Origin of the sequence: Methanobrevibacter sp., assembly GCF_045126245.1 — an archaeon.
In the GTDB taxonomy this organism is placed as follows: domain Archaea; phylum Methanobacteriota; class Methanobacteria; order Methanobacteriales; family Methanobacteriaceae; genus Methanocatella.
Map to the genome: position 1 here is coordinate 17302 of NZ_JBGVOG010000030.1, position 13291 is coordinate 30592.

The 13291-nt window shown below is 33.2% G+C and carries 15 protein-coding genes; 9 read left to right on the forward strand and 6 right to left on the reverse strand.

Annotation, left to right across the window (positions count from 1 at the left end):
- Positions 1-197 precede the first annotated feature (197 nt).
- Positions 198-749, forward strand: a complete 552-nt coding sequence (locus ACJMLZ_RS02200; protein ID WP_405303740.1) for a DUF2115 family protein — start codon at positions 198-200, stop codon at positions 747-749.
- 29 nt (positions 750-778) lie between these two features.
- Here the strand turns inward: ACJMLZ_RS02200 and ACJMLZ_RS02205 are convergent, their stop codons facing one another.
- The 3 genes from ACJMLZ_RS02205 to ACJMLZ_RS02215 form a co-directional block, all read right to left on the reverse strand.
- A complete protein-coding gene (locus ACJMLZ_RS02205; protein ID WP_405303741.1) occupies positions 779-1042 on the reverse strand; it encodes a type II toxin-antitoxin system RelE/ParE family toxin in 264 nt (87 codons plus the stop codon).
- Positions 1035-1256, reverse strand: coding sequence for a hypothetical protein (locus ACJMLZ_RS02210; RefSeq protein WP_405303742.1), 222 nt, complete (start codon positions 1254-1256; stop codon positions 1035-1037). The genes ACJMLZ_RS02205 and ACJMLZ_RS02210 overlap by 8 nt, the downstream gene beginning before the upstream one ends.
- A 309-nt stretch (positions 1257-1565) precedes the next feature.
- The gene (locus ACJMLZ_RS02215; RefSeq protein ID WP_405303743.1) at positions 1566-3038 is read right to left on the reverse strand and encodes a DUF3100 domain-containing protein; all 1473 of its coding nucleotides are present in this window, start codon (positions 3036-3038) and stop codon (positions 1566-1568) included.
- A 218-nt stretch (positions 3039-3256) separates the two neighbouring features.
- On the opposite strand from ACJMLZ_RS02215, the gene ACJMLZ_RS02220 reads away from it, so the two are divergent.
- Entirely contained in the window at positions 3257-3799 is a 543-nt protein-coding gene (locus ACJMLZ_RS02220) for a hypothetical protein (RefSeq protein WP_405303744.1), read from the forward strand.
- Positions 3800-3937: 138 nt separating this feature from the next.
- Here ACJMLZ_RS02220 and ACJMLZ_RS02225 read toward each other — a convergent pair whose 3' ends face one another.
- A complete protein-coding gene (locus ACJMLZ_RS02225) occupies positions 3938-4357 on the reverse strand; it encodes a MarR family winged helix-turn-helix transcriptional regulator (protein WP_297828508.1) in 420 nt (139 codons plus the stop codon).
- Between the two features lie 95 nt (positions 4358-4452).
- Between ACJMLZ_RS02225 and ACJMLZ_RS02230 the strand changes: the two genes are divergently transcribed.
- Both ACJMLZ_RS02230 and ACJMLZ_RS02235 read left to right on the forward strand, forming a co-directional pair.
- Positions 4453-4890, forward strand: a complete 438-nt coding sequence (locus ACJMLZ_RS02230; protein WP_296872253.1) for a flavodoxin family protein — start codon at positions 4453-4455, stop codon at positions 4888-4890.
- Between the two features lie 8 nt (positions 4891-4898).
- Positions 4899-6077, forward strand: coding sequence for an alpha/beta hydrolase family protein (locus tag ACJMLZ_RS02235; RefSeq protein WP_405303745.1), 1179 nt, complete (start codon positions 4899-4901; stop codon positions 6075-6077).
- Between the two features lie 395 nt (positions 6078-6472).
- Here ACJMLZ_RS02235 and ACJMLZ_RS02240 read toward each other — a convergent pair whose 3' ends face one another.
- Entirely contained in the window at positions 6473-6877 is a 405-nt protein-coding gene (locus tag ACJMLZ_RS02240; protein ID WP_405303746.1) for a pyridoxamine 5'-phosphate oxidase family protein, read from the reverse strand.
- Positions 6878-7078: 201 nt separating this feature from the next.
- Here ACJMLZ_RS02240 and ACJMLZ_RS02245 point away from each other — a divergent pair, with 201 nt between their 5' ends.
- The 5 genes from ACJMLZ_RS02245 (at position 7079) to ACJMLZ_RS02265 (ending at position 10967) form a co-directional block, all read left to right on the forward strand.
- The gene (locus ACJMLZ_RS02245; protein WP_405303747.1) at positions 7079-7453 is read left to right on the forward strand and encodes a winged helix-turn-helix transcriptional regulator; all 375 of its coding nucleotides are present in this window, start codon (positions 7079-7081) and stop codon (positions 7451-7453) included.
- A 32-nt stretch (positions 7454-7485) separates the two neighbouring features.
- Positions 7486-8262: a protein-ADP-ribose hydrolase gene (locus ACJMLZ_RS02250; RefSeq protein ID WP_288266799.1), complete on the forward strand. Its 777-nt coding sequence runs from the start codon at positions 7486-7488 to the stop codon at positions 8260-8262.
- Between the two features lie 9 nt (positions 8263-8271).
- Entirely contained in the window at positions 8272-9123 is an 852-nt protein-coding gene (locus ACJMLZ_RS02255) for a Sir2 silent information regulator family NAD-dependent deacetylase (RefSeq protein WP_405303748.1), read from the forward strand.
- A 142-nt stretch (positions 9124-9265) separates the two neighbouring features.
- Positions 9266-10492 (forward strand): FprA family A-type flavoprotein, encoded by a 1227-nt coding sequence (locus ACJMLZ_RS02260; RefSeq protein WP_405303749.1) that lies wholly within the window; start codon positions 9266-9268, stop codon positions 10490-10492.
- 61 nt (positions 10493-10553) lie between these two features.
- Positions 10554-10967: a ferritin family protein gene (locus ACJMLZ_RS02265; RefSeq protein ID WP_058740194.1), complete on the forward strand. Its 414-nt coding sequence runs from the start codon at positions 10554-10556 to the stop codon at positions 10965-10967.
- A gap of 60 nt (positions 10968-11027) precedes the next feature.
- Here the strand turns inward: ACJMLZ_RS02265 and ACJMLZ_RS02270 are convergent, their stop codons facing one another.
- On the reverse strand, positions 11028-12758 hold the full coding sequence (locus ACJMLZ_RS02270; protein WP_405303750.1) for a glycosyltransferase family 39 protein: 1731 nt from the start codon (positions 12756-12758) through the stop codon (positions 11028-11030).
- Between the last annotated feature and the right edge of the window lie 533 nt (positions 12759-13291).

A 13291-nucleotide genomic window follows, 5' to 3' on the forward strand; every position in this document is an offset into this window, starting at 1 on the left:
CATTTCTAAACAAAATCCAAACATCTAAGTTTAGAAATCATTTTTTTACAGTCATATACCGCAAAAATACGAACATTCCGTATAAAACTTAATAAGAAAGTTCCGATACTTATCATCAACTCTACTAAAACTCTGTTAAAAATTTATTTTTTAGGAATATAAAATTTTTATTAACAACAAAAAGCATAGTATATTTAATGAACTCTGAAGAGATATTGATTGAACTTAGGAATTTATCCGGGCAAGATGAAATCACCAAAAGTCAATTATTAGAAATACTTAAAAAATATGCCCGTACAATTACTGTTTATGACCTAATGAGGACTTCCCAACGCATGAGAAAAGAAGGCGAATATCTTGATGAAGATTATCGTGAGCAATTTCTGGAAATTTATATAAAAAATTTCATATTACGCATAACCGAACTAATCGCTTTAAAAGATTATGATGACACAGATATCGATAAGGAATCGTTTGATGAAACATTTCCCATACTTGAGAGAATGTTTGAAAAAGAAGAATTGCCTGGCTTTGAAGGTGATAAGTTCCCACTATTTTATGTAATCATTTCATTATATGTTACATATATCACAGAAGAGCCCATACATCATGTTGGCAGCGAATTTCCTGGAAATTTAAAAGTTGAAGAAATAAATGGTGAATATTTCTGTCCAGTTAAAGAAAAGCATATGGATAATATTAATGCAACTTGCCACTATTGTATTGCTAAACAAAACCCAAATATCTAAGAAACACTGTCTTTGAACTACCTCAACTTTCAATTATATGCTTTAGACCTATCTTCAATACGTCCAATATAAATGCAATTATCAATCACTTTAAAACAAATCCTATAATTTCCTTTTCTAGCCCTTTTATACTTAGGATACCGTTTTACTTTTTTATAACGAACATCATCTGGGTTTTCTACTATTTCCCCTAATTGTTCACGGATTATTTTATAAACTATTGGGTTTTTCTTTTTATAATATTTTAATTGTTTTAAAGCAGATCGCTTAAATTCAATTTCCATATCAATCATCTAGATATTCATCGAGCTGATTTAATGAAGAGAAGTGAACTCCTTCTCCATTTGCAAATTCTTTATCTGCTTCAATTAAATCTTTAATTTGTTGATATTCTTCATAAGCATCTAAAAGTTTGGAAATGATATCATTAAAGGAATCATTCTTATGACCAAGGTCTGCTAATCTTTCATGGTTTAATAAACTTACTCTGATAGCTTTTGTTTCCATTTTTATATCACCAATTATATATTTGTTGATAATGTATATATAGTTAACATTGTATACAATGTAAATCTTATCAACTAAAATCACTAATACAATAAGCAGAAATATTAGAATCAAATACGAACATTTCGTATAAAACATGCGAAATAGTTCAGATACTTATTGATTTTCAGCGCTAAAACTCTGATGAGGAATTAATTTCTTGATTATAAAAAAGAAAAGGTAAAAATAGATTTATCTTTAATGGTGAATGAATACTAGATATGAAAAAAACGGTCCGAAAATCCTTGCCTCATTCAAAGGCAAGGTAGCTTAAATCATTCCTGTTGCAAATAAAGTCAAATTTGCAATAGTTGCAGAACCTAGGTAGGTTCCGGTTATTACAATTAAAGCAACAATGATTCCTCTCCAACCGATTTTCTTAAACTCATCCCAATCTTTACCGATTGAAATACCAACATAAGCAAGGAATGCAGTACAGATTGTAGTCAATTCGACATTTGAAACATAATGGGCTACAAAATCAGCTGTTGGCATGCCGGGAATAGCTATAAGCAAACCAATAATACTTATAAAGATAATTGATTGAATGTGGACAGGAGAGACCCTTTCAAGAGCCATGCCTATAAGAGTAACGATTGCAATAATCATCATTCCAATAAATGTGTCAATTAATGGAGTGTGATATCCTATGTAATTTCCAACAGTTACAATGACTGAAAATGCAAAAAGCAATGCGCCCCATCTTTTGAGCTTACCGGAACTTAACCCATCTGAAGCATCCTCCTCCTCTTTTACTTCATCCGGAACATTTTCTTCATCAATATGTGCCTCACCTTTACCTAAAATTGGAGATAGCCATGCGTACAATTTTTCTGCAATAGGCAAGGAAACAAACATGCACATGTAAATTCCTAAACAGAATGAAAGAATATTACTGCATCCTGCAAAAGCTTCCAATTGAGTAGCCATATCGGGGTGCAAATGCACCAATGGAACCAATGCGGCAGCATTCATACTTGCACTTCCAATACCTGACGCCATTGCAAAGGCATACGGATGATATGGTATGAGTGAAGTACATATGCTTGACAGGAAACTTATGAAGGGAGTACCAATGATTGATCCTATAACAAAAATGGCTAAAACTCCACGTGCTTCCGGAGATTTAAAACCGTATTTATCTATGATGATTCCCAGGTTAGGTTCACGACAGATGGAACTTGCCATACCGATAACTTCCCTTCTAAAACCTAAAAGCAAAGCAACAGGCAATGCTATAAGAGTTCCTAAATCACCCAAAAGCTGCAAGAGCAAGGCAGGCCCTACCTGAAAAATGGCTGCAATGGATTGTCCACTTGAAATGGCTAATTTGGCAAGCAAAACACCAATGAGTAAAACCATTACCCCCTCAGCTACTTTGGCTTGCTCGGGACCTATAAATTTAATGGATTTCGCCAGATAAAGAGCTAATCCCATAACCAAAGAGTATATTAAAGGCAATAACAAGAAACTGATGGTATCGGTTATCTGAATATCTATAACGCCAATGGCCATTGAGATACTGACTAAAATCAATATTGTAATGTGCAAATTATATTCTTTCCATGGTGGACTCTTTTTAATAGCCCTATCCGCTCGTCGCCTATACCTGTGTCGTCTATACCTGTGTTGCCTTTGCTGTAATCGTGAATGAGTTTTAGAAATAAAATCCCCCCATAATTTTGAATAATACCCTATCAAAACAGATTCCAGCATTATCAGTTGATTCATTTTCAGTTGCATATGCATAAGCTAAAACGAAACAACCAATACATATTATGTCCCTTTTGAAAAGATATTTTATCCCTAACAACTAATATTGCAATATTTCATATTAAATATTGAATTTTGTAAATATAATTCATCATTTACATATAAATATTAATACTTGTTTATATATAAAAATTTACATATTACTATAAATTCATACATTTCAGTGTAAAAAAATATCAGGTGAAAAAATGCCTTCTGATGATGAAAAAACATTTCAAGATAAAGTGAATGAGATTAAGGACACCGACGAAATCAAAAGAGAAGAGACAATATTAAAAGCCAACGAGAAAGGTACCACTGCCAAAATCAGATTCCAGGAAAAAAGACTGGAAAGGAAAAAATCCAGAAATGAAAAAAAACTACAATCACACATCAAATCAGCAGAGGATAGTGTGGATAAAGCTTTTAAAGATGCTGATTTGGAAATTAAACAGTTATCAGAAGAAATTGCTATAGAAATTAAAAATGAAGAAGGACCTGAAGACTTTATTTTATATAAGGCATCCAGTATTCTCAAGGAAATATACTTAAGGGCACAATTAAAAATAATAATGGCTAAAAACGACTTGATTACAAATCTTCAGGATGATTTGGAGGATAATCTTGAAGTGGCTGAATTTGAAGAAGATATTGCCGGCCTTAAAGAAAAAACAGATCACCTAATAGGTACATTGGAAGGAAAAATCGCAACCGAAAAAGAAGAAATGAAAGAAAAATATGGTAGCGAATAATCTCATTACCCATTTTTACTTTTAATATAAAACCGCTAAAAATACGAACAATTCGTATAAAACTTATAAAAAAGTTCCGATGCTTATCGATTTCCGGCACTAAAACTCTAATATGAAATTTATTTTATTTCATTATCATTAAGAATCAATTAAAATTATTAACTCTTCTAATTTTATTTTTAAATCAGCCATTTCTTTTTCACCGATTTGGAGATTTAATTTATTTTCGATTTCTTCATTTGTTTTGAATGCAAATTTTTGTATTTCTTTTCCTTTAGAGGTTATCTTGATAATTTTTTTTCGGTTATCGTCAGGATCTATTTCCTTTGTTAGGAATTCCTTTTTCTCTAAAATCTTTACGGATTTGGTAATGCTGCTTTTTCCTATATTTGTTTTGTTTGCCAAAAAGTCAATTGAAACACCATCGTTTTTAGCCAAAACCAGCAAAACTCTTGCCTGACTTATGGTTATGTCCATTTCCTTTAATGCATTGTTCAGGTAGTTGGTATAGGTATAAAAAAGGTCTCCGATTAGAAATCCCAATTTTTTCTCTGACATAGTAACATTTATATACGATACTTTTAAAATAGTTTTCTATGAAATAGTTTCATAGGCAATAATTTTATATGAAATAAATTTAGCGAGTGGACAACATGAAAACTGCAATAATATACGTATCTTCCCATCATGGAAATACAAAAAAGGTCATTGATGAAATGGCAACAGTAAAAGACATGGATTTATTCAAGATATCACAAGCCAAAGCTACAGACTTTTCAAGCTATGATGCAATAGGATTTGCTTCAGGAGTTTACTATCACAAGCTTCACAAAGGAATAGAAAAACTAGCTTCAGAAATTGATTTGACAGGAAAGAAAGTATTTACTGTCTATACCTGTGGCATAAACTACATCAATTATGCAAGAGGCATCCAAAAGATTATCAAAGCACAAAATTGTGATTTTATTGGTGGTTTTTCCTGCAGAGGCTATGATACATTCGGATTTTTTGAAAAAATTGGCGGAATAGCTAAAGGCCATCCCAATGAAAAGGATTTTAAGAAAGCTCGTGAATTCATAAAGAATATATAGGTGATAATATGGCAAAATTATTCAAACCGAAAATGCCGAAAATAGGCGTTGAAGGACACTGGTCAAGCATGAAATTCAGTGAAAACATCCTGCAGGATGCGCTGATAAGACATGTTTTAGGATTGACATATCTGCAGATGGCGGATATCGGAGAAGTATTTGAGATTACAGAAAAGTTCAAGTCAGACACTGAATGGATTGATGCATGGTCTCAAATGGCAATAACCTTGGAAAAAAGGGCAGATGAATCAAACAGCAATGCAACAAAAGAAAGCGCATATCTTAGAGCATCAACATACTGGAGAGTTTCCCTGATGTATTTCAACTCAACAGATGATGAGCGTTTAGCCGAATACTCTCAAAATAGCCTAGACTGCTATCATAAATATCTGGAAGTTTCAGACATTGACGCAACATATGTGGAACTGCCTTATGAAAATACATTCATGCCAGCACATTTCTATAAGTCTCCAGCTGCAGGTGATAAGGCTCCATTGATGATATTGACTCCCGGCCGTGACACATTTGCGGAAGACACCGCATGGATATACAGACAGGCCCTAAAAAGAGGAATCCACTGTCTTGTTTATGATGGTCCAGGACAGGGATTTGCCTTAAGAATGAATGGAATAACATTCAGGCATGATATAGAAAACGTGATAACTCCAATCATCGATTATTGTCTGAAGAATTATGACTGTATTGATGAAGACAACATAATATTGTTCGGCATCAGCTTTGGGGGATTTCTGGTTCCGCGTGCTGCCATTAATGATGAACGTGTCAGTATGTGCATTGTAGATCCTGGCAACATTAACTGGGGAGGAGCATTTGCTGAGCGATTGGCAGTGATTGAGAAAATGCCGAAAAGGATTCGTCCTGCACAACTGGACTTCATGCTTGAAGACTACATTTACAAACATGGCGCAACAGCCGATACAATATGCGACGAACTTAGAAAATTCGACAATACAGACATCATTGATGATTTGGACTGCATGACAATCGTGATGGATGGAACTTCCGAGATGACTCAAGGCGAAGCAAAGGTATTTTATGACATGCTTGATTGCGAAAAGGAGTATTTACTGTTTGATGAGGATTCAGGTTCCCAGATGCACGCACAAATGGGAGGCTATGCAACAGCCAGTGAATTATTGCTGGATTTGGTTGAAAAACACTTATAATTTCGATTACATTATACTCCAAAAATCCACAAAAGGGTTCATATGAAACACATGAAAAAGTTCCGATACTTATCGATTTTTCATCACTAAAAACTCTTTATTTTATATAAAGAAATCCTATAAAAATACGAACATTTCGTATAAAACGTATGATATAGTTCGCAACCTTATCAATTTGAACCACAAAACTCTACTAAAAAATTTATTTTAATTAATTATAAACTTTTTGAAAATTGTTTTAACCCATGAATTGGATTAAATAAATCATCATTAACATTAATAGCTAGAATATTGAAAATAAGAGTTAAAAAAAACCTACATCAAGAAGTTTTAAAAATTAACATGTGATGTTGATGTTAAAAAAAGAAATGTGTTAACATTAATGTTAACAGAATTTAAATTTCAAAAACTTTTGGAGGCTCTCCGGAAAAGTCGGCGATAGTTGCTTTGCCTTCCTTAATGGTAAATACTTCAAATATTGGATTGTCTCCAGATTCATATAATGACTTTACAAGATTATTGGCATCAATCACCTTTTGCTTGATTTCCAAATCATCGATGAATTCGACTTTTCCAGCAATTCTGAGCCATTGGAATTCCGGAGTGGCTGCAGTCATTTCAAAGTTAGGGTTTACATCCAATTCCTTATACATTGGCTTTAGGTTGCTGGTACAGAAGTATGGTTTGTTATCTTCTGCAAAGTAGAAGAGTATAGGCCTTACTTTTGCGTTTCCGTCAAGTCCTGTAGTTGCGAGATATTGCTGAGGGTTTTCAGTTAAGAATTTTATTACTTCTTCCATTTATATCACCATTATTTATTAATACTAAATCGCTTTATTTTATTTAGCATTAATTATAAATAGGTTTTATAGCTAATATAAGCTTTTTGTTACTTTAAAGTTACTAACAATTGATTAGAGTGTTTAGTTACTTTTATGTAACTAAAATTTTATTAATAATCGCCAATAGATAAATTCATATCAAAATGTAAAAGTGATACCATGGCTAAATTCGAAAGCAAATACTGTCCGGTAAACGAAACCTTAAAAATCATTAGCGGAAAATGGCATCTTCTAATCATCAGGGATTTGTTCTTCGGCAAAAAAAGATTCAAAGAATTCAAGAAAGATAAACCTAATTTGAGCAATAAGGTTTTAACCGAATGTTTAAAGGATTTGGAATCAAATGGATTGATTTCAAAAACCAATTTGGATGACTCCAAAATAACAGAATATTCCTTGACTGAAGAAGGAAGAAAAATGAATAGAATTCTTTATGAACTGGCCATATTCACTTTAAAAAAAGATGATTCCGCAACAGATGCCGAATCTGAAGAATTTATAAAGATTTTTAAAGACACATTAGATATTGATTAACAATAAAATATTATTCAACTAAGGAGAATTGGATGAATAGAGAAGAACAACTTGATTTTCTAATTAATTATTTGATTGATGAGAGAAATGAAGCAATTGAAATTCCACAGGACTATAAAGCTAAACGAGATCTGCTTCGTTCTTTAATGAATGTAAGAATACCTTTAAAAATTTCAGACAAATTTCTAAAAGTTCAGGATGATTTCCTAACTGCTGAAACATTGGCTAAAGATTTAACTTCGGTAGAGGATATAAAGGATGTCAACGGCAAAATCCTGCTTTGGCAAGGAGATATTGTAACTTTGAAAGTTGATGGAATTGTTAATGCGGCAAATTCAAAATTATTGGGTTGTTTTATTCCCCTTCACAATTGCATTGACAACATGATACATTCAGCAGCGGGAGTGCAACTCAGAGACGAATGCAACAGCATGATGCAGCTGCAGGGACACGACGAAGAAGTGGGCAAAGCCAAGATTACAAACGCTTATAATCTGCCTTCAAAATATGTAATCCATACGGTTGGTCCTGCAATCCCTTATGGCTCAAAACCATCAAAAAGCGATTGTGAAGCATTAAAAAATTGCTATAGGTCTTGTTTGGAAATTGCAAGTGAAAATAATCTGGAATCACTGGCATTTTGCGGCATTTCAACTGGAGTGTTTAATTTTCCACGAGATTTGGCGGCCAAAATAGCTATTGATACTGTTAAAGAATATTTGGATTCAAATGAAACCAGTTTAAAGCATGTGATTTTTGACGTGTTTTCAGATGACAGCTATACAACATATAAGGATTTATTGTTTTAGGAGAAAAATATGGAACATTTCGTTAAAAGATTAGACAAGGCATATGACGCCATTGATTATGCAGATTATATTCTTGTTGGTGCAGGTGCCGGATTTTCTGCAGCTGCAGGCATTGAATATTCAGGAAAACGTTTTGAAGATAATTTCAAGGATTTCATTGAGAAATACGGCTTGACTGACATGTATTCTTCCGGATTTTATCCATTCAAAACTTCAGAGGAAAAATGGGCCTACTGGTCCCGTCATGTTTACATGAACAGATACTCCGTTGGCAAAACCGAATTATATGAACAATTATTGGAACTGGTTAGAAATAAGGACTATTTCATCCTAACGACTAATGTAGAACATCAATTTTGGATAAATGGTTTTGAAGACTATAGGATTTTTGCAACCCAGGGAGACTATGGCCTTTTCCAATGCAGCGAACCATGCCATGAAAAACTATATTCAAATAGAGATTTTGTCTTCAAAGCTATTAAAAACATTGCCGATTGTAGAATCCCCTCTGATTTAATACCGAAGTGTCCGGTCTGTGGAAAGGAAATGGTTTTGAATCTAAGAGTCGACAATACATTTGTTGAAGATGAGAAATGGATGGAAATGTATAACAATTATTCCAGATATCTGAAACATGTTGATGAAGACAAAAACACTGTATTTTTAGAGCTGGGCGTTGGCTTTAACACACCTTCGATAATAAGATATCCATTTGAACAGATGACATATGACAATCCAAACACCACATTAATTAGGTTAAATAGAAGCTCATCACAAGCAATACCTGAAAACAAAGATAAGACCATTTGTTTTGATGAAAAAATTTCAGAAATATTTACATATTGGCTTTCGAGGATTTAAATTATCAATTCTTCAGAACACATAATCTTTGAATTAACCTATAAAAATACGAACATTTCGTATAAAACAAAACTATATATAATAATGACTATAAAATAATAATAAATTCATATGAATGAATTTACTTTATGGAGATTTTAAAATGAAAGCTAATGCACAAAAAATAGCTGATGGAGTATACTGGATTGGTGTACTCGACTGGGACTTAAGAACCTACCATGGTTACACCTTAGATGGAACCACCTACAATGCATACATTGTATTCGGTGAAGACGAAGTAGCAATCATTGATAATGCCTATCCTGGAAAAACAAAAGAGATGATGGCACGTATCGATGACGCTTTCGCCCAAGAGGGAAGAGAAGTGAAAGTTGACTACATTATCCAAAACCACGTTGAAAAAGACCACTCTGGAGTTTTAGTGGATTTACACAAAAGATTCCCTGAAGCACCAATTTACTGTACCAAAATCGCTGTTAATGGCCTTTTAAAGCATTACCCTGCACTTGAAGGTGCGGAATTTATAACTGTTGGAACCGGTGACAGTTTAGATGTTGGCGGAAGAACCTTAGCGTTCCTTGATGCATTCCTATTGCACTGGCCTGACAGCATGTTTACATTGCTTGCGGATGAAACCGGAATCTTATTCCCTAACGATGCTTTCGGTCAGCACTTATGTTTCACAAAAAGATTCTCAGATGAAATCCCAGAAAACATACTGATGGATGCGGCTCAAAAATTCTATGCAAACTTGATTACACCACTATCAAAATTAGTGCTTAAAAAATTGAACGAAGTGGTTGAATTAGGTTTACTTGATCAAATCAAAATGATTGCACCATCACACGGTCAAATCTGGACTGACCCTATGCAAGTCATTGGAGCTTACCAAAACTGGGCAACCGGTGTATGTGAAGACAAAATCACAATCATCTACGATACCATGCACTACTCAACCCAACAGATGGCTCACGAAATTGCTGAAGGTGCAATGTCTGAAGGCTATGATGTGGAAATCTTCTTCTTGCACGAAGATGAAAGGTCCGAAATCGTTAAAAGTATATTGACCAGTAAGGGAATCGCAGTCGGAGACCCTACCATCAACGATGTTCCATACCCAAGTATCGGGGACATTATGTACTACCTGAAAGGACTGCTCTTCAACAGAACAGGCATCGAAAGAAAAGCGGTTACATTCGGTTCAATGGGTGGAAGAGGAGGATCACCTGCAAAACTCGCTGAAGAATTAGGAACCTGCGGATTCGATGTAATAGACACACAAGAAATCACTTTTGTGCCAAATGCCGAAGAGGAAGAAGCAAGCTATGAATTAGGTGTTGCATTAGCCAAAGCATGCAAGGAATTATAAACTTATATTAAATGTAAAGCAAATAATATGAAATTAATTAAATGAAAAGGAGATCAAGTTTATGGTAAAATATGAACATGAAATCGGAATTACTAAAGGAACTCCTGTAGAAAAATTTGTTGCAGGAAACTTCGAAGGTGAAACTAACGAAGTAGGTATCTACTTAGCTATGTCAAGACAAGCTTCCAGAGCTGGTTACGGAGAATTAGCTGAAGTATTCAAAAGATTAGCATGGGAAGAAGCTGAACATGCAGCAAGATTCTGTGAAATGAATGGAATCATTAAAGATGACCTCAAAGCAAACATCGAATGGATGATGGGCGGAGAAAAAATGGCTAACGCAGAAAAAAGAGAAGCTTCCGAAAAAGCTCAAGAAGCTGGTATTGAAACTGCTGCTGATTTCTTCAGAGAAAGTTCCAAAGATGAAGGTCGTCACTACAAAATCTTAGAAGGAATCTTAGAAAGATACTTCTAGATTCAAAAGGAAAGAATTTAATAATTCTTTCACCATTTCTTTTTTTAAATTGCTTTTTGACTAATTACGATGGTAAACATTAAAATCACCACAATTTTTAATTATGTGATAATTTTTTAAATTCACATCATCATTTAGAATTATATATGTAGTATTATTGAAATCTGCTAAATTAGGATCTCCTTCATCCAAAATCGTTAGATTAACATTCAAATGCCAACGTATGATTCTGGAGTGATGATAATACGAAGCAAAGGATTCGTTGTGATAATCAGAATCATTATTAATGATAAAGTCACATGCATCAACCAAATCTCCCTTAAAGCCCATATAATTCAAGGCGTAAACAACATCGTTTGTGCGTTCATATTCGATTGGAGCCATGAAACTTGCAGTTGAAATTAAAAAGATTACTATTAGAATAATTGGAATAGTTTTATTGAGTTTAAACCTTGATAGCTTATCAACATTAATGCTTTCAACAATTTCTTCCAATCCCCAAATCATAAAGTAAACCAAAGCTGGAATGAAGGTCAAGCCATACCTTTCCGCCTTGATGGCATACAATGATACGAAAATGAAGTTTATCAAGAAATATGCTAAAAATAACAAATCAAGGGACAGCAACTTATCATCAAACTCAAATTTCTGTAAAATTGAATAAATAAATGTCAATGCGACAAGCAGGCAAATGTTTGAAACCATATGATTTGAAACATCATTAAAACTAAATAATGACACGAATATCAAAAAAACACTGAAAATGATTAATATTTTTTCCAGATATTTTGTTTTGAATTGTCTTCTTTCGGACTTGAAGACGGAAAAATTCCTTATGCCCTTTATTAACAATCCCAATCCAATTACATATAAAAGCGCTTCCACAACTATGCCTATCTCCCGGGGCCCATAAAGCATGTTTCGAAGCATGACAATATAATAAAACTTATCACTGTTGAAGTCAATGCCTGAATAGCTATGGCCATTGAATGTTTCGATTGATTGGCCGAAAAAGGTTAGGGAACCTCCAAAATCCAAAATTAATGTTTTGCAAATTATTGCAGCTAAAATCAAACAAAGCAATAATGACAGTATAATGTATTTCAATTCCTTGGAAGATAAATAACCTTTAAATTCCTGTTTAAATAACGTTCTATCAGATATCAAGCAGTCAAACTTATCAACCACATTCCTTTTCATGCAATAATAAAGTAAAATCAGAGGCAATAAAAATCCGGCCGTATATTTTGTAAAAAAGGCTATTGCCAATAAGGGAAATGTAATGAGGAAATATTTGGGATTTTTATCAATTGCCATTATTGCAAATATCAACACCCAAATAGAAATTGAAACAAGGGGAATATCAACCATTCCTTTAGAGATATTGAATATTACTATTGAAAAACTGCCGAATATGATAACCCCGGTTAAGCTCAATAATGAATTAAATCTATTCTTCAATAAACAATATAATCCAACAAATCCCATGAAACTAAAAATGGCAGTTACAATAATAATTGCATTTTTATCAACGTACCCCATTCTAAAAAATAAGGATGTCAAAAATGAAATCACAGGAGTATAAAACAGATCTTCAGGATAAGCCACATTAAAGAAATCCAATCCCGCATATTTAAGACCGCTAAGCAAATAAATAGCAATATCCGGATCCAACATGCACCCTGACATGGTAAATAACATCATCTTTAATGTGCATAAAAATGAAAATACAATAACTATAACTAAACAAATCCAGTCTTCCCTATTTAAATCCAGCCCATTAAAATTCATATAACCCCTAAGTTATTTTATTCAACAGAAAAATTATTATATTTTCTTTATCGATTAAATCATGCGATAATTCGCATAATTACTATTAATTATTATTTAATTATTAAATAATAAATTTTTCTAAAAAATTTAATAGTGCATTTTTATCATTTATGAGATATTTAATGTTTTAATATTTCAAAAGAAAAATCAATTTCATAAATCAAAATTAAAAATTAATTCTTTAAATTCTTTTATTTTTTATTTGTCTCAATAATATTGGTTTATTTTGTTTTTTAAGATGCAAGTGGGCACTTACATTCGAAAAACTTTATATATGGCCGTTTTCATATAGTTACTTGTGCCTTGAAATGAAATATTTCAAAAGCAACATCAGTCAAACACATTGGAAAGGTGATACTTATGAATCTCAATAAAAAATTATTAACTTTACTTGCAATCTTTTGCATTATTGCATCTGCAGGCATTGTTTGCGCTGCAGATTACGGTGGTTACGCTGGAAGCAACTATCAGGACATGAACGGTGTCAGTGG